The sequence below is a fragment of the Pseudomonas alloputida genome, assembly GCF_021283545.2.
GTDB lineage: Bacteria > Pseudomonadota > Gammaproteobacteria > Pseudomonadales > Pseudomonadaceae > Aquipseudomonas > Aquipseudomonas alloputida.
The window spans coordinates 4,663,929-4,684,114 of sequence record NZ_CP128540.1 but is presented as its reverse complement, the minus strand read 5'-3'; the positions used below and the strand labels follow the sequence as shown (position 1 = coordinate 4,684,114).

Sequence of the window (20,186 nt, the reverse complement as noted above, 5' to 3'; positions counted from 1 at the left end):
TGTCCGCTTATTCGATTGAACACGGATACAGCTTGGGCTGTACCCGGCTCCAGAGCAACCCCGGATCAGGCCAGTTCTTTTTCCATGCGGTCAATGCACTGCTGCATTTGCCCACGGCATTGCTCGATCAGCGCTGGCAGGTCCTGCAGCGTCATGCCCGTCGTGGCAATGGGCGGCAGCGAGCGCACAATCACCGTGCGCTGGCGCCAGCTGTTCAGGCTCAGGCGCCTGGCATAGCGGCTGACGCAGACCGGCACGATCGGCACACCGGCCTCGATGGCCATGTGAAATGCGCCTTTCTTGAACGCCAGCAGATGCTCGCCGGGATTGCGGGTGCCTTCGGGGAAAATCCAGATCGAGGTGTCGTCCTGCAGAACCCGGGTGGTCTTCTGTAAGGCCCTGCGCGCCTGATAGGCATTCTTGCGGTCGACCAGCACGTTGCCGCCCAGCCAGAACAGTTGGCCGAACAGCGGGATCCAGCCCAGGCTCTTCTTGCCGATGGCGACGGTGCGCTGCGGCACCACTTGGCCCAGCACGAACAGATCGAAGTTGGACTGGTGGTTGGCCACGATCACGCAGCCGGGCGGGTGGTCCCACAATGGGCCGACTTCGGCCTTGACCTCGATGCGCATCAGCCAGGTGGCCGGCAAGCTGTAGAGCCGGGCGAAAACGCGGCTGTTGTCAGGGTTGAAGGGGCGGCACAGGCCAATGAGCAGGCCCACGGCGCCAACGGCAAGAAAATGCAGCCCCAGCAGGAACATACGCAATGAATAAAGCATGGTACGACTCACACCAGACGGTCGCGGGGCAGTGTACGGGTGTGCACTGGCTGGGGCAAACCTTGGTGCAGGCCTGTTACGGCCCTTTCGCGGGCAAGCCCGCGAAAAGGGCCCGTGCGGCTAGCCAATATGCTGCTGATCCAGCTCGATCGCCTTGTCCAGCGCCTCCAGCAGCCCTTTGCGCACTTTCAGCTTGGTGTTCTTGTGCGCCAGCATGTTCAGCTTCTTCAGCTCCCGCGCTGCGGTCATTGCCGCTTCCTGCAACTGCTCGGCCGGCACCACCTTGTCGAGGAAGCCGGCATCCACGGCACCCTGCGGGTCAAACACTTCGGCATTGATCACCGAGCGGTGGAAGGCCGAGCGGCGCAGGCGGTCGCGGGCCAGTTCAATGCCGGCGTGGTGCATGGTCATGCCGATCTGCACTTCGTTCAGGCATACCTTGTACGGCCCTTCGACGCCAATGCGGTAGTCGGCCGACAGCAGCAGGAAGGCGCCCTTGGCCACGGCATTGCCGGGGCAGGCGACCACCACCGGGAACGGGTGCGACAGCAGCCGGCGGGCGAGGGTGGAACCGGCGGTGACCAGGCTGATGGCCTCTTGCGGGCCGCGGGTCATCACCTTGAGGTCGTAACCGCCTGACAGAATGCCCGGTTGCCCGGTGATGATCACGACTGCACGCTCCTCGGTCGCGCGGTCCAGCGCTGCATTGAAGGCAGTGATGACGTCCGGCGAGATGGCATTGACCTTGCCGTTGTTCAGGGTAAGGGTGGCGATGCCGTCTTCGGCGTGGTAGGTAATCAGCTCGCTCATGGCAGAGTCCTTTTGTTGGCGTGGCGACGACGTTACCCAGCGCCAGGGGCGAGGTAAAGCAGCAAGGCTGACTGGTCGGTCAGTGCTCACGGCAGCCCAAGTGCAAATACATGAAAAAATTGAAAAAAATGCTTGCCAAAGGGAAAGTCTTTCACTAAATTAGCGCACCTCGACAGGCCGCAAGGCTTGAAGAGAAACGGTGAAGTGTCCGAGTGGTCGAAGGAGCACGCCTGGAAAGTGTGTATACGAGAAATCGTATCAAGGGTTCAAATCCCTTCTTCACCGCCACATTCTACGAAAAGCCCCCGCGCTGAAAAGTACGGGGGCTTTTTGTGTGCGCCAGGCATGGCGCGTTGCGCGTAAGCGCAACCCGCTTGGTTGTGGTGGCCAAGTGGGTGACTTGGAGGTGAAAGTCCTCTACACACCCGGCAAGGGGAAGTGTTAGCCGGAGGCAAGGGTGTCGCGGGTGACCGCGAATCTGAAGGAAGCCCGAGGCAAAATGCTGGCCTGACGAACAGGAAGCGGATAGAGGCGGCACAGCGGGGTGAGGTGGCACAAATCGCCAAAGCCCAATACTTGCACGGAACGCTGTGACGTAGATCCGACAGGCATAAGCAGGAAGGTCGCGCGAATTACCCTGGGAGATCTGTACGCTTGCCACTGTGCTACCGCGCGTCGAAAGGCGACGGGACGAGCGTGCAGAAGTCAGCCGAAGCCGTAGTAAGTGGCGGTTAACCGCGCCACCAAGGGCCGAACAGGTTATGCCGCCAGTAGGCGTCGCCGTCTCGTTGGTAACCGTAATGCAGAAATTTCCCACAGCGGAAACTGTCATCCCGAATCCCGGCCAGAAGCCGAGGGTGATGCCTGACAGTGCAAAGGTGCCGGCGGCGTCAGCGACGTGGACGAACGCGGAGCCGGACACGCTGATGGAGCGGGTGCTTGCACCGGCCAACCTCAGGCGTGCGTATCAACGCGTGGTTAGCAACAAGGGGGCTCCGGGTGCCGATGGCATGACGGTCGCTGACTTGGCGGGCTACGTGAAACAGTATTGGCCAACCCTCAAGGCCAGGTTGCTGGCCGGTGAATACCATCCCCAAGCAGTGCGAGCGGTTGAAATTCCCAAGCCGCAGGGCGGCACACGGCAACTGGGTATCCCCAGCGTCGTGGATCGCCTGATCCAGCAAGCACTGCAGCAGCAGCTCACACCTATCTTCGACCCACTGTTCTCGGACTACAGCTATGGTTTTCGTCCGGGCAGAAGTACGCATCAAGCCATCGAGATGGCCCGTGCTCATGTGACAGCGGGACACCGCTGGTGCGTGGAACTCGATCTGGAGAAGTTTTTCGATCGGGTCAATCACGACATCCTCATGGCCTGCATCGAACGTCGGATCAAAGACAAGTGCGTACTCAGGCTTATTCGCCGCTACCTTGAAGCCGGGATCATGTCGGGCGGTGTCGTCAGCCCACGGCAGGAGGGGACGCCGCAAGGCGGCCCGCTTTCGCCGTTGCTGTCGAATATCCTGCTCGACGAACTCGACCGCGAGCTGGAGCGGCGGGGCCATCGCTTCGTACGTTATGCCGATGATGCGAACATCTATGTACGCAGTCCCCGGGCCGGCGAACGGGTGTTGGTCAGCGTCGAGCGCTTCCTGAGAGAACGTCTGAAGCTGACGGTGAACAGGAAGAAAAGCCAAGTGGCAAGGGCGTGGAAGTGCGACTACCTAGGCTATGGGATGAGCTGGCACCAGCAGCCAAGGCTGCGCGTGGCAAGGATGAGCCTAGACCGCTTACGCGACCGGCTCAGAATGCTGCTGCGCAGCGTACGGGCTCGCAAAATGGCGACTGTCATCGAGCGGATCAACCCCGTCCTGAGAGGCTGGGCTAGCTACTTCAAGCTCAGCCAGAGCAAGCGGCCGCTTGAGGAACTGGATGGTTGGGTCAGGCACAAACTCCGCTGCGTCATCTGGCGTCAATGGAAGCAGCCTCCCACGAGGCTGAGAAACTTGATGCGCCTGGGGTTGAGCGAGGAGCGTGCCAACAAGTCAGCCTTCAATGGCCGAGGTCCATGGTGGAATTCGGGAGCGCAACATATGAACTACGCGCTGCCAAAGAAACTGTGGGACCGGCTCGGGCTGGTCTCGATACTGGATACGATTAACCGGCTTAGCCGCGTAACCTGAACCGCCGTGTACGGAACCGTACGCACGGTGGTGTGAGAGGACGGCGGGTGTGAATCCGCCTCCTACTCGATTTTCAGGGCCATTGGGGCTGCTGTGCAGCCCATCGCGACACAAGCGGGCTTGCCCGCGAAGCCAACACCGTGGTGGATGGCACGGGCTTCGCCCGTGTTCGCGGGCAAGCCCGCTCCCACAGGTCGCGAAAGGGCCGCAGAGCGGCCCCGGCAATCTAGAAGCTGATCGAAGCCGAAAGCCGAGCGGTACGCGGTGCCCCCTGGAACAGGTAGTTATCCCCCAGGTAATCCCCCACATCGCGCCAGTAACGCTTGTCCAGCACGTTATCCACCGTCAGCCGCAGCACCGTGTCATACCCGGCAACACGGGTACTGTAGCGGCTGCCAAGGTCGAACACGGTATACCCGCCAACCTCCACATTGCCCGCCTGGCTCGCATACTTGCTGGCGCTATACCGCGCACCGCCCAGCAGCGCCAGCCCCGGAACCGGCAGGGTATATTCCGCATGCAGCGCCGCCCGGAATTTAGGCACGTTGATCGCCTGGTGCCCTTCATAGGCTTCGGTGCCGCTGTTCTGCACCCGCGCCCGAATGGCTGCCGCACTGGCCTGTACCTGCAGATTCGGGGTTACCCGGCCGCTGGCGCCCAGTTCCAGGCCGGTATTCTTCTGCTGGCCTTGCTGTACGTAGGTGAAGTTGCCGGTGCCGTCCGGGCGCGCGTACTGGTACGCCTGGCGGATCTGGAACAGGGCGGCACTCAGGCTCAGGCCTTGCCAGTCGTGCTTGACGCCCAGTTCCAGTTGGCGGGAGGTGGTGGGCGCAAGGATCTCAGCTGCATTGCTGGCGAACCAAGGGGCCGTGCCTCCGGCAGACAGGCCCTTGGCGTAGCTGGCGTATACCGTGGTGTTCGGCTGCGGTTTGTAGATAAGCGCAGCGTTGGGCAGCAGCTCGTATTGGCGAGTATGGCGCCCGGCTACGCCGTTCTCGTCCCAGGTCTTTTCATCCAGGCGCACTTCACGGGCGCCCAGCACGGTCTGCCATTGCTCGTTGAGGCTGATGCGGTCGCTGACGAACAAGCCGTACTGGCGGCTGTCGAGCCGGCGTTCGCTGGCGCCGACGGGTTTGTCGGATGGCTCGAGGTCCGGGGCGCCGGTATGGATGTTGCCGGTCCCAAGCCACTCGTTGTAGTACGGGCGCTGATCCAGTGTGCGTCGCTGCGCACTGGTACCCACAGTCAGCTCGTGCCCCACCCCCAGCGCATCGAAGTGCCCGTTGAGCATGGCCTGCGCCTCGTCTGTACGGCGGGTATCGTCGGGGCTGCGGAAGTCATAGATGTCGTAGTCACCATTGCTGCCGAAAAACGCCCCCTCGCTCGAACCCCATGCAAACGCGCTGTAGTCGTCGATCACCACTTTGCTGCGGGAGGCGCTCACGGTGCCGGTCCAGGTATCGTTGAAGCGGTATTCGAAGCGCCCGCCCAGGTTCAGCGAGTCGTTCTGCACGGGCTTTGCCCAATGCTGGTAGGCCAGGCGGTCTTCCGGGTCGATGCCGTGGGGCACGTCAGTGCCTCCGAGCAGTTGGTAACCCGGCACCGACGCCTGTTCGCGGTGCTGGTACTCGGCATCCAGCTGCAGGGTGGCATCCGGGTTGATCTGCCAGTCGAATGCCAGCGATGCGAAGTCGCGCTTGCCGTCAGCGTGGTCGACGTAGGTGCGGATGTCTTCATGGGCCAGGTTGGCGCGCAGGCCGAACTGCTTTTCGCTGCCGAACCAGCCGCCAAGGTCGGTGGCCAGGTAGCGTTCGCCCTGTTCGTTGGTCGATACCGTGACGCTGCGTATGTCTTCGGCGCGCTTGGTCACATAGTTGATCAAGCCGCCCGGCTCCGACACGCCGGTCTGCAGCCCGGACAGGCCCTTGAGCAATTCTACCTGCTGCTTGTTTTCCAGGGCTACGTTCTGCTCTCCGGCAATGGTCTGGCCATTGATGCGGTAGCTACTGGCGGCGTTCAGCTCGAAGCCGCGCACATTGAAGTTTTCGTAGTAGCCGATGGGTGCATAGCTTTCGCCGACCGAGGCATCGCTTTGCAACACTTCGCTAAGCTTGCGTACCTGGCGGTCTTCCAGCAACTGCTGGCTGAACACGCTGACAGAGGCGGGGGTGTCGAGCAGTGGCGCGGGCTGGAAGCCGCCCACAGCGGCCTGGCGTGCCTGGTAGCCATCATTGGCGTAGGTGTCGGAGACCTGCAATGGGGCCAGCATCACGCTGTCTTCGGCAAGCACAGAGGGGCACTGCAGGGCCAGGCCCAGGCTGAGCAGGCTCAGGGGCAGGCGGGGGTGATGCGGGGGCATGCGGTGGGGCTCCTGGATGCGCGATACCTGTACTGGCCCTTTCGCGGGTAAACCCACTCCTACACCGGGTGGTGATGCACCGGGTGGTGATACACCAGATGGTGATCCCCCTGTAGGAGCGGGTTTACCCGCGAAGAGGCCGGCACAGGCCATGAAAAAGGCGGCATCTTACCAGCCGCCTTCCACATAAAACGATCCAGGCCCGGTGTATTCAGTCAGCCTTTCCTGATCGGCCGCTTGTGCTGCCGCCAGTTGTCATCGATCTTCGACCAGGTCTTGCCATCGGTAATGGCCATCAGCTTGCGTCCATCCTTGAAGGTGGCCAGAAAGGTCGCTTCTTCTTCCTTGCCACCCAACCACAGCCCGGCCAGCAGCCCTACTGGCCCTGCCACCAGGGCGCCGGCCACGCCCCAGCCCAAGGCGCTGCCAAGGCTGCGGTTGGTTTCCAGGCTGGCCAGCCGCAAGTCGCTGATGCGTGCCAGGGAAATCCGCTCACCGGGTGAGGGGCTGCGCGCGGTCTTGAGTGTGAGCGATCCATTGCGATACTCGCCTTCACCTTGCAAGAAGTCGCCGGATTGCACCGTGAGTCTTGTCATAAAGTCATCCTGTCAGGGAAAGGGCATTTTCCAGCGCTTACTGAGCGCTGCCCCGGCAAGCAAGTCAACGGCATTGCGACGGAGGGTAGTGCGGTACTTTGTCGCCGTGGCCAATGGCCTCTTCGCGGGCGCTTCACAAACCTCAGGGCCGTGATACGTCTGTGGGAGCGGGCGTGCCCGCGAAGAATCCAGTGGTCATTTATCAGGCCACCTGCAAGGTGTTCTTGCGCTTACGCTCGGCCAGGCCCCACACCAGCAATCCCAGCCCGCCAATCACCAGCCCGGCCACCACAATCCCCATCCAGCCCTGGCGCTGGAACAGCTGTGTGCCCAGCAACGACCCAAGCGCCCCGCCAATGAAGTAGCAGGTGATATAACCGGCATTCAGCCGCGTGCGTGCCTCGGGCCGCAGGGCGATCACCGCGTTCTGGTTGCTCACATGCACCAGTTGTACCGCCAGGTCGAGCATCAGCACGCCCAGCAGCAAGGCGAGCAGCGACTGTTCGGCAAACCCCAGCGGCACCCACGACAGCAGCAACACCACCAGGCCCACGGTGGTGCCCAGCGACCCCTTGCCACGGTCCGCCAGGCGTCCGGCCCAGTTGGCCGACAACGCACCCGCCGCACCGGCCAGGCCGAACAGGCCGATCACCGCATCCGAATAGTGATAGGGGCCATTCGCCAGCAGAAACGCCAGGGGTGTCCAGAACAGGGCGAACAGGCTGAATGCCAACAGACCGAGCAGCGAGCGCAGGCGCAGCACGGGTTCTTCGATGAACAGGCGGAACACGGAGCCGATCAGTGCAGGATATTTCAGCCCGGCGTGGCTGTGGTGCTGCGGCAGGCTGCGGTATAGCGCCAGCGCGGTAAGTGCCATCAGCGCGGCGGCCAGCACGTAGATACTGCGCCAGCCACCCAGCTCGGCCATGAAGCCGGCAGCAGTACGCGCCAGCAGGATGCCCAGCAGCAGGCCGCTCATCAGTGTGCCGACCGCGCGCCCACGCTGATGGGGCTCACTCAGGGTCGCTGCCATCGGCACGAGGATCTGTGCCACCACCGAGAACAGCCCGGTCAGCGCCGTGCCGAGCAGCAGCCAGGGCAGGCTGGGTGCACAGGCGCTGATGACCAGGCCCAGGGTGGAGACAACGGTCATCATGGTAATCAGCCGGCGCTGCTCGAACAGGTCGCCCAGCGGTGCCAGCAGCAACAGGCCGGCGCCATAGCTGAGTTGCGCGGCAATCACGATGCTGCCGGCGCTGGCGGTGCTCAAGCCAAACTGCTGGGCGATGCTGTGCAGCAGTGGTTGGGCGTAATAGTTGCTGGCCACGGCCAGGCCTGTGGCGGTGGCCATCAGCAGGATCAAGGCGCGGCTGAGAGTGGGGGTGTGCATGCAATTCTCGTGGGGGCAGTGGTGTGTAGTGATGATTATCAGTAAGTGTCAGGCATGACACCAATGTATAGTTTTCAGCCTATTCATCTTGAAAGCAGATAGATCGATGAACCTCAAGCAGCTCGAATATGCCCTTGCCGTGGCCGACACCGGCAGTTTTACCCGCGCGGCGGAGCGCTGCCATGTGGTGCAGTCGGCCCTTAGCCATCAAGTGGCGCGGCTGGAGGCGCAGCTGGGGGTGAGCCTGTTCGAGCGTAGTTCGCGGCGGGTACGCCTGACCCCTGCGGGGGAAGCCTTTGTGCTCAGCGCGCGGCCCGCGGTGGAGGCGGCCCGGCGCATTGCCGATGACGTGGCGGCGGCCTGCGGCCAGGTGCGCGGGCGGCTGGCGATAGGTGAAATCAGCTCGCTCACCGCGCTGGACCTGGTCGATCTGTTGGCGGTGTTTCACGGTCGTTTCCCGGATGTGGATGTGCGCTGGCTCACGGCCAAGAGCGAATTGCTGATCGCTGACGTACTCGAGCGGCGCCTGGACGTCGGCTTTATCGGGCTGTGGCAGGGCGAAGTAGTGCAGGGAGTGCAGCATCGGTTGCTGGCCAGGGAAGAACTGGTGGCGGTGTTGCCGTTGGGGCATCGCCTGGCGGGCAGGGCACAGCTGGCGCTGGCTGACCTGGCAGGCGAAGTGTTGGTGGACTTCCCCGAAGGCACCGGGGCGCGACGACAGACTGACGAGGCGTTTCAGGCGGTGGGGTTGCAGCGCAGGGTGCAGTTCGAGATCGGGCATGTTCGTCTGGTGGAGAAATTCGTGCAGCGGGGCATGGCCGTCGGCCTGGTGCCCGAGCGGGTGGCTCAAGGCATCGAAGGTGTAGCCGTGGCGCGGTTGGTGGATGCGCCGGTGCGGCACTTGTATGCGGTGTGGTCGTCCAGCCCCACACCGGCTGCCCGGGCTTTTCTGGACGTGATGGAGCAGTGCCTGGGGGCAAAGTAAGGCTAAGCCTGTGCCGGCCTTTTCGCGGCACAGGCAAGCGTTCAATCAGGCTGCAAACCCACCATCTACAGTCAGGCTGGCCCCGGTGATATACCCGGCTTCAGGCCCTGCCAGGTAAGCCACGAAGCTGGCAATCTCCTCCGGCTCGCCATATCGCCCAATGGCCATCAGCGGAATCAGGCTCTCGGCAAACTCGCCACTGGCCGGGTTCATGTCGGTGTCCACCGGGCCGGGCTGCACGTTGTTCACGGTAATGCCCTGCGGCCCGAGGTCGCGTGCCATGCCGCGGGTCAGACCAACCAGTGCCGACTTGCTCATGGCGTACGGTGCACCACCGGCAAACGGCATGCGCTCGGCGTTGGTGCTGCCAATGTTGATGATACGACCGCCCTGGCCCATATAGCGTGCCGCGGCCTGGCTGGCGACGAACACGCTGCGTACGTTCACGGCCAGCATATGATCGAAGTCGGCCAGGTCGAACTCTGTCACTGGGGCCACTGCCAGCACACCGGCGTTGTTGACCAGGATATCCAGCCGGCCCAAGGCTTTCTCGGTGTCATCAACCGCCAGCTGCACGGCCGCGGCATCAGCGCTGTCAGCCCGCAGGGCCAAGGCTTTGCCGCCGTTCTCGGTAATTTCCCGAGCCAGTTCTTCAGCCGGGCCGGCAGAGCTGACATAGGTGAAGGCCACTTGCGCGCCTTCGCGGGCCAGGCGCCTTACGATAGCTGCGCCAATGCCTCGGGAACCGCCCTGAACCAGGGCCACTTTGCCTTCGAGTGTAAGTTGCTTGGACATGCTGTTCTCCTGCTGGAAGCCAGGCCGAAATGCCTTGGATGGGCACAGTATCGGCGCTCGATTGCCTACTGATAAGATGGTAATCACTATCAGCAGAGTAAACCTTTGGTTGCTAATCATGGCCATGGAATCATTCAGCGCGTTGGAATGCTTCATCCGCAGTGCCGAGGTCGGCAGTTTTGCCGAAGCCGCCAGGCGCCTGAGCCTTACCCCGGCTGCCGTGGGCAAGCACGTTGCGCAGCTGGAAGCGCGACTGGGTGTGCGGTTGTTCCAGCGTAGTACCCGCAAGCTGACCTTGACCGAAGCGGGGCAGCGTTTTCTCGGCGAGGTCAGTGACAGCTTTCGCACCATTCAGTACGCCGTGGCCAACCTGGCCAGTGCAGAAGGCCAGCCGGCTGGGTCGTTACGGGTGAGCATGGGCACGGTGTTCGGGCGTTTGTATGTGCTGCCGTTGCTGGGGGAATTCTTGCGCCGATACCCAGCGATTACCCCGGATTGGCATTTCGACAACCGCCAGGTCGACCTGATCGGCCAGGGCTTCGATGCAGCGATTGGCGGTGGTTTCGAACTGCCGCCGGGGGTGGTGGCGCGCAAGCTGACCCCGGCGCACCGGGTGTTGGTGGCGGCGCCGGCCTATCTGCAGCGGCACGCGTCGATAGAAGACCCGCAGGCGCTGCAACGCCATGACGGCATCCTGGTGCGGTCACCGCAGACCGGGCGGGTGCGCTCGTGGCCGTTGACCAGCCGTTGGCAGGCGCAACAGCCGCTGCAATTGCGCCAGGCGATGACCATGAGCGATTCGGACGCGGCGTGCGCGGTGGCCGAGCAGGGGCTGGGCATTGCCCTGGTGAGCCTGCCGTTTGCCGTGCCCTACTTGCTGGCCGGGCGGCTGCTGCGGGTGTTGCCGGACTGGTATGTGGACGATGGGCATATCAGCCTGTATTTCGCCGAGCACAAGCTGTTGCCGGGCAAGACCCGGGCGTTCATCGATTTTGTGGTGGAGCAGTTTGCCGAGCAGGGGCTGGCGGGGCGGTTCGATGCCCTGCAGGCCCTTTAGAGAATTATTGCCTGTGCCGGCCTTTTCGCGGGCCCGCCCGCACCCACAGGGATATCACAGCCCTGAAGACAGTGGGGTCCTTGTGGGAGCGGGCGGGCCCGCGAAGAGGCCGGTTCAGACAACATCGACAATGAACGATACCTGTGCGCCCAGGTGCACCTCGTCATCCACCCGCTTGCCCAGCAGTTGCTGCCCCAGCGGCGATCGTGGGGTAATCACCGTCACCAGCCCGTCACCCTCGCCAATCTTCAACCCCGCTGCCTCAGGCCCGAGAAACAGCCTGCGCTGCCCGCCATCTTCATTTTCCAGGGTCACCAGGTTGCTTACCTGCACACCGCGCGCCGGGTCGTAATCACGCAGCAGCAACTGCTGGTAGATCACCAGCGCCTGGCGGATCTCGGCACTGCGGCGGGCCTGGCCGGTGGCCAGGTACGAGGCCTCCAGGCCCAGCGTGTCGTACTTGTTCTCGGCGATGTTCTCTTCGGCGGTGGCGGCCTCGTAGGCGGTTTGCGCCGCGCGGGTCAGCACGTCCAGGTCATGCTCGAGGGTGGCGACAATCAGCGCCAGCAGGTGGGGCTTGTCCATGGTCAGTAACAGAACTCCAGCACGTTGGCCTGGCTTTTTTCGGTGGGCGCGGTACGGTTTTGCTGCAGCCAGAACTGGCACTTGGGGCTGTTGAGGTTGCGCGGGTTGCCTTGGGCGGCATCGGCGGCCTGTTCCAGCTCCTGTTTGTGCAGGATGTCCTTGTAGCGTTCGAACATCTCGGCCTGGGCATCCTGGGCAGTGGCCGGTGCAGGCGTTGCAACGGGGCGGTCTGCATGCGGGGCTACAACCTGGGCCAGAGGTTGCACCTGCTGTGGCCACAACTGCTGGGCCAGCCACAGGCTCGCGGCAATGGCCATGGCGCCTAGCCAAAGGCCCAAGGCAACGCACATGATCAACGGCAACGGCTTGAGAGTGATCTTCAATTCACGGTGGCGCGGCATGGCAGCCTCCTGGCAGCGTGGTAGGGGGGCATTGTCGCATGCGCTTGGGCATTTTTCTGCGCAGGTGCTTTTGTCAGCGCCAATTTATGCGCAGAATTCGCGGTTTTTGCACCCGCACGGGAGGGGCGCATGAAAGCCACCTGGGACATCTTCTGCAGCGTCGTCGACAACTACGGCGATATTGGCGTGACTTGGCGCCTGGCCCGGCAGTTGGTGGCCGAGCACGGCCTGGCGGTGCGCCTGTGGGTGGATGACCTCAACGCTTTCACGCCCATGTGCCCTGGCGCCGACGCCACGGCGGCGCAACAGTGGCAACACGGCGTGGATGTGCGCCACTGGCCGGCAGCGTGGTTGCCGGTGGCGCCGGCCGATGTGGTGATCGGCGCATTCGCCTGCCAGTTGCCCGCAGCCTATGTCGAGGCCATGCGTGCCCGCCCGCAGCCGCCGCTCTGGCTCAACCTCGAGTACCTGAGTGCCGAGGACTGGGTGGAGGGTTGCCACGGGTTGCCTTCGCCGCAGCCCAACGGTTTGCGCAAGGTATTTTTCTTCCCGGGCTTTACCGACAAAACGGGTGGTTTGCTGCGCGAAGGTTCGCTGCTGGCCCGGCGTGACGGGTTCCAGCAGTCGGCGGAGGCGCGCCGTGCCTTTTTGCAGGGGCTTGGTGTAGACCTAGTGCCGGGTGCGCTGCTGATTTCGCTGTTTGCCTATGAAAACCCACAGCTGGGCAACTGGCTTGATGCCCTGGCCACGGCTGACCAGCCTTGCCACCTGTTGGTCCCGCAAGGGCGCGTCGTCGCGGGGCTCAGCCAGTGGTTGGGCGAGGGGCCGCTGCACGTGGGTGATGTGCGCACCCGCGGTGCGCTGACCGTTCAGGTGCTGCCTTTCGTCAGCCAGGACGACTTCGACCGGCTGTTATGGAGCTGTGATTTCAATGCCGTGCGTGGCGAAGACTCGTTCGTGCGTGCGCAGTGGGCGGGGCAGCCGATGCTGTGGCACATCTATGTGCAGGACGAGAATGCCCATTGGGAAAAGCTCGAAGCTTTCCTCGCGCATTATCGCTGCGGCCTGTCAGACGATGCCGATGCAGCCCTGTTGGGCCTGTGGCGTGCCTGGAACATGGATTTCGACATGGGCCAGGCCTGGCGGGCGGCCCGCCAGCATTGGCCGGAACTGCAGCAGCATGCTCGCCTTTGGGGGGCGCGACAGGCCGCTCAGCCGGACCTTGCCACAGCGCTAGTACACTTTTACCGAAATTCGCTATGATACGCGGCCTCGATTTTTATAAATCCATCCAGATTCGGATACTTCGTAATGAAAACTGGTAAAGAACTGAAACCCGGTACCGTCCTGCGGATCGACAACGACCCGTGGCTGGTTCAAAAAGCTGAGTTCACCAAGTCGGGCCGTAACAGCGCGATCATGAAGACCAAGCTGAAGAACCTGCTGACCGGCTACAAGACCGAAACCGTATACGGTGCGGACGACAAGCTGGACGACGTGATCCTGGATCGCAAAGAAGCGACCCTGTCGTTCATCAATGGTGACGAGTACACCTTCATGGACACCACCGACTACACCATGTACGAGCTGAACGCCGAGGACATCGAAGCCGTTCTGCCGTACATCGAAGAAGGCATGGAAGACGTCTGCGAAGCCGTGTTCTTCGAAGGCCGTCTGGTGTCGGTTGAGCTGCCGACCACCATCAGCCGTAAAGTTGTCTACACCGAGAACGCTGCTCGCGGTGACACCTCCGGCAAAGTCATGAAGCCTGCCAAGCTGGCGAACGGTACCGAGATCTCGGTTGCCGACTTCATCCAGATCGACGAGTGGATCGACATCGACACTCGCGACAACAGCTTCAAAGGCCGCTCCAAGAAGTAATGCTTCTTGCGAGACGCAAAAAACCCGGCGCAAGCCGGGTTTTTTGTGCCTGTGTTTTCCCAATCCTCAGCGCGTGCTTGTGCTCCCACAGGGGATCGCGCAAGCCTTTGCGCCTTAGACGGTTACGTGCAGGCGCACATCCACATTACCGCGTGTGGCATTGGAGTACGGGCACACCTGGTGCGCCTTTTCCACCAGCCCTTCGGCATCGGCCTGGGGCAGGCCCGGCAGGTTGATGTGCAGGTCGATGTCCAGGCCGAAACCGCCCGGGATCTGGCCGATGCCCACCTTGGCGGTGATCGAGGTATCTGCCGGCAGGGCTTTCTTCTCTTGCCCGGCCACGAATTTCAAGGCGCCGATGAAGCAGGCCGAGTAACCGGCGGCGAACATCTGCTCGGGGTTGGTGCCATCACCGCCCGCGCCGCCCAGCTCTTTGGGGGTGCTGAGCTTGACTTCCAGCTTGCCGTCGCTGGAGCGGGATTTGCCGTCGCGCCCACCGGTGGAGGTTGCTTCTGCGATGTACAGCGGAGTGACCTTTTGCATCTTGAGCCTCGCTAATGTGCTGTGCGCTCCCGTTTGCAGGAGGGCGGGGGTTGGTGTGGGATTTAAATTAGCGCGCAATTAGTTAGTGCGCAAGATAAATCATCGCCGTTCATCGGAACGGCCATTTCACAGCATAGCGCTCAGAGGTTTTTCTGCAGGTTTTCGCGCAGGTTCAGCAGGTCGGCTTGCAGTTGCTGCAACTGCTCAAGGCTCCGCCCGCTGGCCTTGAGAATGCACGGCGGCACCTCTTTGGCCTGCTGTTGCAGGGCGCGGCCTTTGTCGGTCAGCTGTACCATCACTACCCGTTCATCTTCGCGGCTGCGGTTACGCTGCAACAGGCCTTCGCTTTCCAGGCGCTTGAGCAGCGGGGTCAGCGAGCCCGGGTCGGTCAGCAGGTGCTGGCTGATTTCGCCCACGGTCAGGCCGTCACGCTCCCAGAGTACGAGCATGGCAAGGTATTGCGGGTAGGTCAGGCCCAGCGCCTGCAGCAGTGGCTTGTAGACCTTGGTCATCAGCAACGAGGTGGAGTGCAGGGCGAAACAGACCTGGTTGTCCAGCAGCAGCTCGTCACAGGAGGCTTGGGTGTCGGCGTTCATGCAGGTCCTTGAAAGTCATCAATGGAAAATTCTGGCACGCTGATCATCAGTGCGCGAATTAATCGCGCAATTCACTGCGCAAGGCCAGGTCCCAGGGTGGAATCGGGCTGAAGCGGCTCTTGAGGAATTCGAGCAGCAAACGGCTGCGAGAGTTCGTTTCATGTGCCAGGCGTAGCGCGTAAATGCCGCTGGTCTCAGCTTCAGGCAAGCCGCCGTCGCAGAACAACGGGATCAGCTCGCCGCGCAGCAGGTATTCACTGATCAGCCAAGTGGGAAGGTGGGCTATACCCAGGCCGGCGAGGGCGCCGAACAGCAGGGTTTCGGCGTTGTTGGCGGCCATGCGCATGCGCGCGGGGCGGTACAGGCGGGTTTGCCCGGCCACACTGAAGCGCCAGGCGAACGGCGGCGCCAGGCCATCCCAGTCCAGCCCGTCATGCCCGGGCAGTTCGCTGGGGCAGGTGGGGATGCCGCGGCTGGCCAGGTAGGCGGGGCTGGCGCAGGCGATGCGCACCATGTAGGCGAGCGGCGTGGCGACCAGGCGGGTGTCGGCCAAGGGGCCGGCGCGCAGCACCAGGTCGACCTCGCCCAGGTGGCTGCCCTGCAGGTCGACAAAGCTGTCGATCAACCGCAGTTGCACGTCCAGTCCCGGGTAGGCCACCAGGAAGTCGGCAATGGCCGGGGCCAGGTGGCGGCGGCCAAACGCGGCAGGGGCGTCGATGCGGATCAGGCCTTCCGGGGCATTGCTCAGTGACACCGCTTCAGCCCGGGCCAGGCGCAACTCCTCGATGATGCGCCTGGCCCGCTCGGCAAAGGCGTTGCCTGCAGGCGTGGCCCGCACTGCGTGGGTGCTGCGGGTGAACAGGCGGCTGCCGACGGCGCTTTCCAGGTTGTCGATGCGCCGTGCTACCGCAGACGGGGTCAGCGGGTGGCGACGGGCGGCGGCAGAAAAGCTGCCGGTTTCCAGCACATCGAGGAACAGGCTCAATTGGTCGGTCAGGGTATCGGGGCTCATGGCTGCCTTGCTTTTGCGAAAAACGCACAGCCATTGTGCGCTGCTGTGCGTTTCCCCGCCAGCGCACAATCGTTAGCATGCTCGCATTATTGGTACAGGCGGACGAGGCCCTGATGATCGAGTGGTTGTTGTATATCGTGCTGGGCGCAGCCCTAGGCACCATGGGGGGCTTGTTTGGCATTGGTGGCGGGCTGATTGCGATTCCGGCGCTGGGCGTGCTCTTCGGCCTGGACCAGCAGTTGGCGCAGGGGACCGCGTTGGTGATGGTGGTGCCGAACGTGCTGCTGGCGCTGTGGCGGTATCACCAGCGCAACCGCATCGCGTTTCGCCATGCGTTGCCGCTGTCGGCGTGCAGCTTCTTGTTCGCCTGGCTGGGGTCGATCTGGGCGGTGGGGCTTGATGCGCATTTCATGCGCCTGGGTTTTGTCGGCTTCCTGGTAGCGTTGGCGGTGTGGAACGTGGTGCGGATGTTCATGAAGGTGTCGCCGCCGAGTGCCGAGCTGCGTCATGCCTGGCCGTGGCTGGGTGTGCTGGGCAGCTTTGCCGGCACCATGGGCGGCTTGTTCGGGGTGGGTGGGGCCGTGGTAGCCACGCCGATCCTGACCAGTGTGTTTGGCGCTACTCAGGTGGTGGCGCAGGGGCTGTCACTGGCGCTGGCGGCGCCGAGTACCTTGGTCACGCTGGTGACCTATGGCGTGCACCACAGCGTTGACTGGGGGGTTGGGATTCCCTTGGCGGTGGGTGGCTTGCTCAGCATCAGCTGGGGTGTGAAGCTGGCCCATGCGTTGCCGGAGAAGGTATTGCGGGCGATGTTCTGTGTGTTCCTGGTGGTCTGTGCGGTGATGCTGGCGTTTGAGCTTTGAGATTTTGGGGCCGATTTTCGGCCCCAGATCACTTGAAACCCTCAACGATGTAGTCGGCCATGCAGTCGGTGATTGGCGAGGGGGTCTGCGTACTGCGCACCAGCATTACATTGGCCATGGGCAACTGCGGCAGCCCTTCGCTCTCACCCAGAATGCGGATGTTGCCCCCGATCAGGCTCTGCAGCTGCGCGGTCACTGCCAGCCCGGCGGTGACGATGGCAAAGATCGCCGCCAGGCTTGGGCTGGTGTAGGCAATACGGTAATCGATGCCCTGTGCCTCCAGCGCATTGCAGGTCCAGGCGCGACAGAAGCAGTCGGTGTTGAACAACGCCACCGGCATCGGCCGCTGTTCGTGTGGGCAAAAGCCTTCTGCCGCGGCCCACACCAGGCGTTCCTGGCGCAGCAACTGGCCAATCTCGTTACCGGGCTCGCGGGTGACGATGGTCAGGTCCAGATCCTGGCGCAGCATCAACTGCTTGGACGAATCGCAATGCACTTCCACCTGCACCAGTGGGTAGGCCTGGGCAAAGCTCGACAGGATGGTCGGTAGGAAGCGCATGGCGTAGTCGTCCGGTGTGCCGATGCGCACCAGCCCAACCATGTGCGGCATGCGCAGGGTGTTGAACACTTCGCCATGCAACTTGAGAATGCGCCGGGCATACCCCAGCAGTACCTGGCCTTCGGCGGTCAGCCGCACCTGACGGCCATCACGTTCGAATAGCTGGCGCTGCAGAATGTCTTCTTCCAGGCGTTTCATCTGCATGCTGACCGCTGACTGGGTGCGGTTGACCACTTCGCCAGCGCGGGTAAAGCCGCCTTGCTCGGCAATGGCGACGAAGGTGCGCAGGACGTCCGCGTCGAGGCTCTGGTACTGGGACATTGCATCAATCTCCGAGATGCATCGCATCAGAAACATTCGTTGGATTGATCTTAAGCCTGGCGTGAGACTGAGGCCATCAACACGGAGGGCTTCACGATGAAAGGTCATGTCAGCAGCATCCAGCAACCTGCCTTTTCCCTGAGCTACCTGTGGCATGCGGCCTTGCAGCGTCCGGCGCGCTGGCTGGAGTTGTACCGTCAGCGTCAGGAACTGGCCAGTCTCAGTGATGCAACTTTGCGCGACTTGGGGTTGAGTCGGGCGGATATCCAGCAAGAGGCCGAGCGGCATTTCTGGGATGATCCACTGAGGAAGTGATGCCAGGCGTGGCAGTAGCTTCTGCTCCAGCTTCTGCTTCTGCTTCTGCTTCTGCTCTTGCTTTGGCTTTTGCTTCTAAGCGCGCGGTAGTTCAGGCGATGCAGATTGCGACTTCAGGAGGCCGAGCGCAGGGCTTGCGGAGGGAGGTGACGGGCATGGATGCCCGTCAAGCGCTGGGCCCCAGGATGGGGCCTGCAGCGCGGTCCTCCCGGGAGCAAGCCCGGAGTGAGGGGACCCCGGAGCGTAGCGTAGGGGCCGGATGAGGGGAGCCGACGGCTTTGGTTACTTTGGCCACGACCAAAGTAACCCGCCGGAAGGGCGGAAAGGTGAATAGGCGCCTGCATCGTGAATGAATGTCTACTTGATGTGAAAGCGCACAACCCAAAGGCCCAAAAGCTCAAAAGCTTTAGCGCCGGTTCTGATCGGGCGTACAGTCCGTTTGCGATGACGACGCCAACTCACCTTTCCGCCCTTACGGCCATCCCTTTCAAGGTCTTCGGTAGAATTCGCTGAAATCCAGTCAGGAAGACCCGAGCGATGTGGGCTGATGTACTAGCGCGATTCGAGAAAAAAGCACCCGCCAGCGTAATGGCCAAACTTGCCTTGGAGCAGGCCATTGCGCCGGAGTGGGTCGATCAGGTTTTCGAGGAGCACCGCCAACGGCAGTATTCTCGCGAGCTGCTGTTCTCGACCATTATCAAGTTGATGTCGCTTGTTTCATTGGGCTTGAAGCCATCGCTGCATGCTGCGGCAAGACAACTGGACGACCTTCCCGTCAGCCTGGCAGCTCTGTACGACAAGATCAGTCGAACCGAACCTGCCCTGTTGCGTGCTCTGGTGACAGGCTGCGCGCAGCGCTTGGCGCCGACAATCCATGAGTTGGGCTGCTCAGCCATGCTTCCTGATTGGCAAGTTCGGGTGGTCGATGGCAGCCACTTGGCCTCTACCGAAAAGCGTCTTGGCGCGTTGCGCCAAGAGCGCGGAGCGGCTCGCCCCGGGTTTTCGGTGGTGGTTTACGACCCCGACCTGGATCAGGTAATTGACCTCCAGCCGTGCGAGGACGCCTACGCAAGCGAACGAGTTTGTGTTTTGCCGTTGCTGGCTGAAGCAAAGACCAATCAGGTTTGGATCGCTGACCGTCTCTACTGCACGCTGCCTGTAATGGAGGCGTGCGAACAGGTGAAGACATCATTTGTCATTCGCCAGCAGGCCAAGCATCCACGCTTGATCCAGGAAGGTGAGTGGCAAGCACCGATGCCCGTCGCCACAGGCACTGTGCGCGAGCAATCCATCGAAGTAAAAGGCGGGCACCGCTGGCGACGTGTCGAGTTAACGCTTCATTCACCAAACGACTCAGGTGATAACAGCTTGATGTTCTGGAGCAACCTGCCCGAGAGCATCAGTGCGCAACAGATCGCAGACTTCTATCGGCGCCGCTGGAGCATTGAAGGGATGTTCCAGCGGTTGGAAGCAATTCTGGAAAGTGAAATTGAAACCCTCGGCAGTCCGCGAGCCGCCTTGCTTGGATTCACCACTGCCGTGCTGGCATACAACGTTCTGGCCTTGCTCAAGCGAAGTGTTGAACAGGCTCACCGCGATGCCTTGCCCGAGAATTGGGAAGCCTCGATCTATCACTTGGCGGTGCAGATCAGAGGGGGTTACGAAGGCATGCAGATTGCCCTGCCATCCGAGTACATGCCCGTTGTTCCGATGGAAAACCTGGCTCAGCGCCTGCTGGAGCTGGCCAGAAACATCCAGCCCAGACAGGTTGCGAAAAGCCCACGAGGCCCCAAGGTGCTCAAAGCGAAGGCCTGGGTGCAAGGGACGGCTGTACATGCTCATGTTTCGACGGATCGGGTCATCAAAGCCGCCAAAACCAAAAGACCTTGAAAGGGATGGCCCTTACGGCGGGTCCCTTTTTGTCGTGGCAAAAAGGAACCAAAAACCGTCGGCTCCCATCATCCGGCCCCTACGCTGCGCTCCGGGGTCCCCTCGCTCCGGCCTTGCTCCCGGGAGCACGCGCTGCAGGCCCCATCCATGGGGCCTCAGCGCTTGACGGGCATCCATGCCCGTCATCTCCCTCCGCAATGCCTCCACTCGGCCTCCTGAAGTCGCAATCTGCGTCGCCTGGACTACCGCGCGCTTAGAAGCAAGAT

20 protein-coding genes and 1 tRNA gene are annotated in these 20,186 nt (G+C 62.4%); 9 read left to right on the top strand and 12 right to left on the bottom strand.

Going from position 1 to position 20,186, the window contains the following annotated elements; genetic code table 11:
- Positions 1-65: 65 nt before the first annotated feature.
- Positions 66-779, bottom strand: a complete 714-nt coding sequence (locus tag LU682_RS21650; RefSeq protein ID WP_010952875.1) for a lysophospholipid acyltransferase family protein — start codon at positions 777-779, stop codon at positions 66-68.
- Between the two features lie 120 nt (positions 780-899).
- Complete coding sequence (locus LU682_RS21645; RefSeq protein ID WP_010952876.1) at positions 900-1,589, bottom strand: crotonase/enoyl-CoA hydratase family protein; 690 nt, start codon at positions 1,587-1,589, stop codon at positions 900-902.
- Positions 1,590-1,787: 198 nt separating this feature from the next.
- Between LU682_RS21645 and LU682_RS21640 the strand changes: the two genes are divergently transcribed.
- A tRNA-Ser gene (locus tag LU682_RS21640) sits at positions 1,788-1,877 on the top strand.
- A gap of 473 nt (positions 1,878-2,350) precedes the next feature.
- The gene (ltrA, locus tag LU682_RS21635; protein ID WP_010952877.1) at positions 2,351-3,772 is read left to right on the top strand and encodes a group II intron reverse transcriptase/maturase; all 1,422 of its coding nucleotides are present in this window, start codon (positions 2,351-2,353) and stop codon (positions 3,770-3,772) included.
- Positions 3,773-3,998: 226 nt separating this feature from the next.
- Here the strand turns inward: ltrA and LU682_RS21630 are convergent, their stop codons facing one another.
- The 3 genes from LU682_RS21630 to LU682_RS21620 form a co-directional block, all read right to left on the bottom strand.
- The gene (locus LU682_RS21630) at positions 3,999-6,131 is read right to left on the bottom strand and encodes a TonB-dependent siderophore receptor (RefSeq protein WP_049587294.1); all 2,133 of its coding nucleotides are present in this window, start codon (positions 6,129-6,131) and stop codon (positions 3,999-4,001) included.
- 215 nt (positions 6,132-6,346) lie between these two features.
- Entirely contained in the window at positions 6,347-6,727 is a 381-nt protein-coding gene (locus tag LU682_RS21625; RefSeq protein ID WP_010952880.1) for a hypothetical protein, read from the bottom strand.
- 202 nt (positions 6,728-6,929) lie between these two features.
- On the bottom strand, positions 6,930-8,117 hold the full coding sequence (locus tag LU682_RS21620) for an MFS transporter (protein WP_010952881.1): 1,188 nt from the start codon (positions 8,115-8,117) through the stop codon (positions 6,930-6,932).
- Positions 8,118-8,223: 106 nt separating this feature from the next.
- Here LU682_RS21620 and LU682_RS21615 point away from each other — a divergent pair, with 106 nt between their 5' ends.
- Positions 8,224-9,102, top strand: a complete 879-nt coding sequence (locus LU682_RS21615) for a LysR family transcriptional regulator (protein WP_049587296.1) — start codon at positions 8,224-8,226, stop codon at positions 9,100-9,102.
- A gap of 45 nt (positions 9,103-9,147) precedes the next feature.
- Here the strand turns inward: LU682_RS21615 and LU682_RS21610 are convergent, their stop codons facing one another.
- A complete protein-coding gene (locus LU682_RS21610; protein ID WP_010952883.1) occupies positions 9,148-9,897 on the bottom strand; it encodes a 3-oxoacyl-ACP reductase family protein in 750 nt (249 codons plus the stop codon).
- A gap of 118 nt (positions 9,898-10,015) precedes the next feature.
- On the opposite strand from LU682_RS21610, the gene LU682_RS21605 reads away from it, so the two are divergent.
- Positions 10,016-10,954 (top strand): LysR family transcriptional regulator, encoded by a 939-nt coding sequence (locus LU682_RS21605; protein WP_010952884.1) that lies wholly within the window; start codon positions 10,016-10,018, stop codon positions 10,952-10,954.
- 114 nt (positions 10,955-11,068) lie between these two features.
- On the opposite strand, the gene LU682_RS21600 is transcribed toward LU682_RS21605, so the two are convergent.
- Together LU682_RS21600 and LU682_RS21595 are read right to left on the bottom strand one after the other, a co-directional pair.
- Positions 11,069-11,539 carry a GreA/GreB family elongation factor gene (locus LU682_RS21600; RefSeq protein WP_010952885.1) on the bottom strand — a complete coding sequence of 157 codons (471 nt, stop codon included), beginning with the start codon at positions 11,537-11,539 and terminating at the stop codon, positions 11,069-11,071.
- 2 nt (positions 11,540-11,541) lie between these two features.
- Positions 11,542-11,940 carry a hypothetical protein gene (locus tag LU682_RS21595; protein ID WP_010952886.1) on the bottom strand — a complete coding sequence of 133 codons (399 nt, stop codon included), beginning with the start codon at positions 11,938-11,940 and terminating at the stop codon, positions 11,542-11,544.
- A 129-nt stretch (positions 11,941-12,069) separates the two neighbouring features.
- Between LU682_RS21595 and earP the strand changes: the two genes are divergently transcribed.
- Together earP and efp are read left to right on the top strand one after the other, a co-directional pair.
- Positions 12,070-13,203 carry an elongation factor P maturation arginine rhamnosyltransferase EarP gene (earP, locus tag LU682_RS21590; RefSeq protein WP_010952888.1) on the top strand — a complete coding sequence of 378 codons (1,134 nt, stop codon included), beginning with the start codon at positions 12,070-12,072 and terminating at the stop codon, positions 13,201-13,203.
- Positions 13,204-13,251: 48 nt separating this feature from the next.
- Complete coding sequence (efp, locus tag LU682_RS21585) at positions 13,252-13,821, top strand: elongation factor P (RefSeq protein WP_003252871.1); 570 nt, start codon at positions 13,252-13,254, stop codon at positions 13,819-13,821.
- Between the two features lie 114 nt (positions 13,822-13,935).
- Here the strand turns inward: efp and LU682_RS21580 are convergent, their stop codons facing one another.
- The 3 genes from LU682_RS21580 to LU682_RS21570 form a co-directional block, all read right to left on the bottom strand.
- On the bottom strand, positions 13,936-14,364 hold the full coding sequence (locus tag LU682_RS21580; RefSeq protein ID WP_010952889.1) for an organic hydroperoxide resistance protein: 429 nt from the start codon (positions 14,362-14,364) through the stop codon (positions 13,936-13,938).
- Positions 14,365-14,504: 140 nt separating this feature from the next.
- Complete coding sequence (locus tag LU682_RS21575) at positions 14,505-14,960, bottom strand: MarR family winged helix-turn-helix transcriptional regulator (RefSeq protein WP_010952890.1); 456 nt, start codon at positions 14,958-14,960, stop codon at positions 14,505-14,507.
- A gap of 58 nt (positions 14,961-15,018) precedes the next feature.
- Positions 15,019-15,972 (bottom strand): LysR family transcriptional regulator, encoded by a 954-nt coding sequence (locus tag LU682_RS21570; protein WP_010952891.1) that lies wholly within the window; start codon positions 15,970-15,972, stop codon positions 15,019-15,021.
- Positions 15,973-16,085: 113 nt separating this feature from the next.
- On the opposite strand from LU682_RS21570, the gene LU682_RS21565 reads away from it, so the two are divergent.
- Entirely contained in the window at positions 16,086-16,835 is a 750-nt protein-coding gene (locus tag LU682_RS21565) for a sulfite exporter TauE/SafE family protein (RefSeq protein WP_010952892.1), read from the top strand.
- 28 nt (positions 16,836-16,863) lie between these two features.
- On the opposite strand, the gene LU682_RS21560 is transcribed toward LU682_RS21565, so the two are convergent.
- Positions 16,864-17,715, bottom strand: a complete 852-nt coding sequence (locus LU682_RS21560; RefSeq protein WP_003252879.1) for a LysR substrate-binding domain-containing protein — start codon at positions 17,713-17,715, stop codon at positions 16,864-16,866.
- A gap of 96 nt (positions 17,716-17,811) precedes the next feature.
- Here LU682_RS21560 and LU682_RS21555 point away from each other — a divergent pair, with 96 nt between their 5' ends.
- Positions 17,812-18,030: a DUF1127 domain-containing protein gene (locus LU682_RS21555; RefSeq protein ID WP_014591954.1), complete on the top strand. Its 219-nt coding sequence runs from the start codon at positions 17,812-17,814 to the stop codon at positions 18,028-18,030.
- 588 nt (positions 18,031-18,618) lie between these two features.
- Positions 18,619-19,920 carry an IS4-like element ISPpu8 family transposase gene (locus LU682_RS21550; RefSeq protein ID WP_010952894.1) on the top strand — a complete coding sequence of 434 codons (1,302 nt, stop codon included), beginning with the start codon at positions 18,619-18,621 and terminating at the stop codon, positions 19,918-19,920.
- The last annotated feature ends 266 nt before the right edge of the window (positions 19,921-20,186 follow it).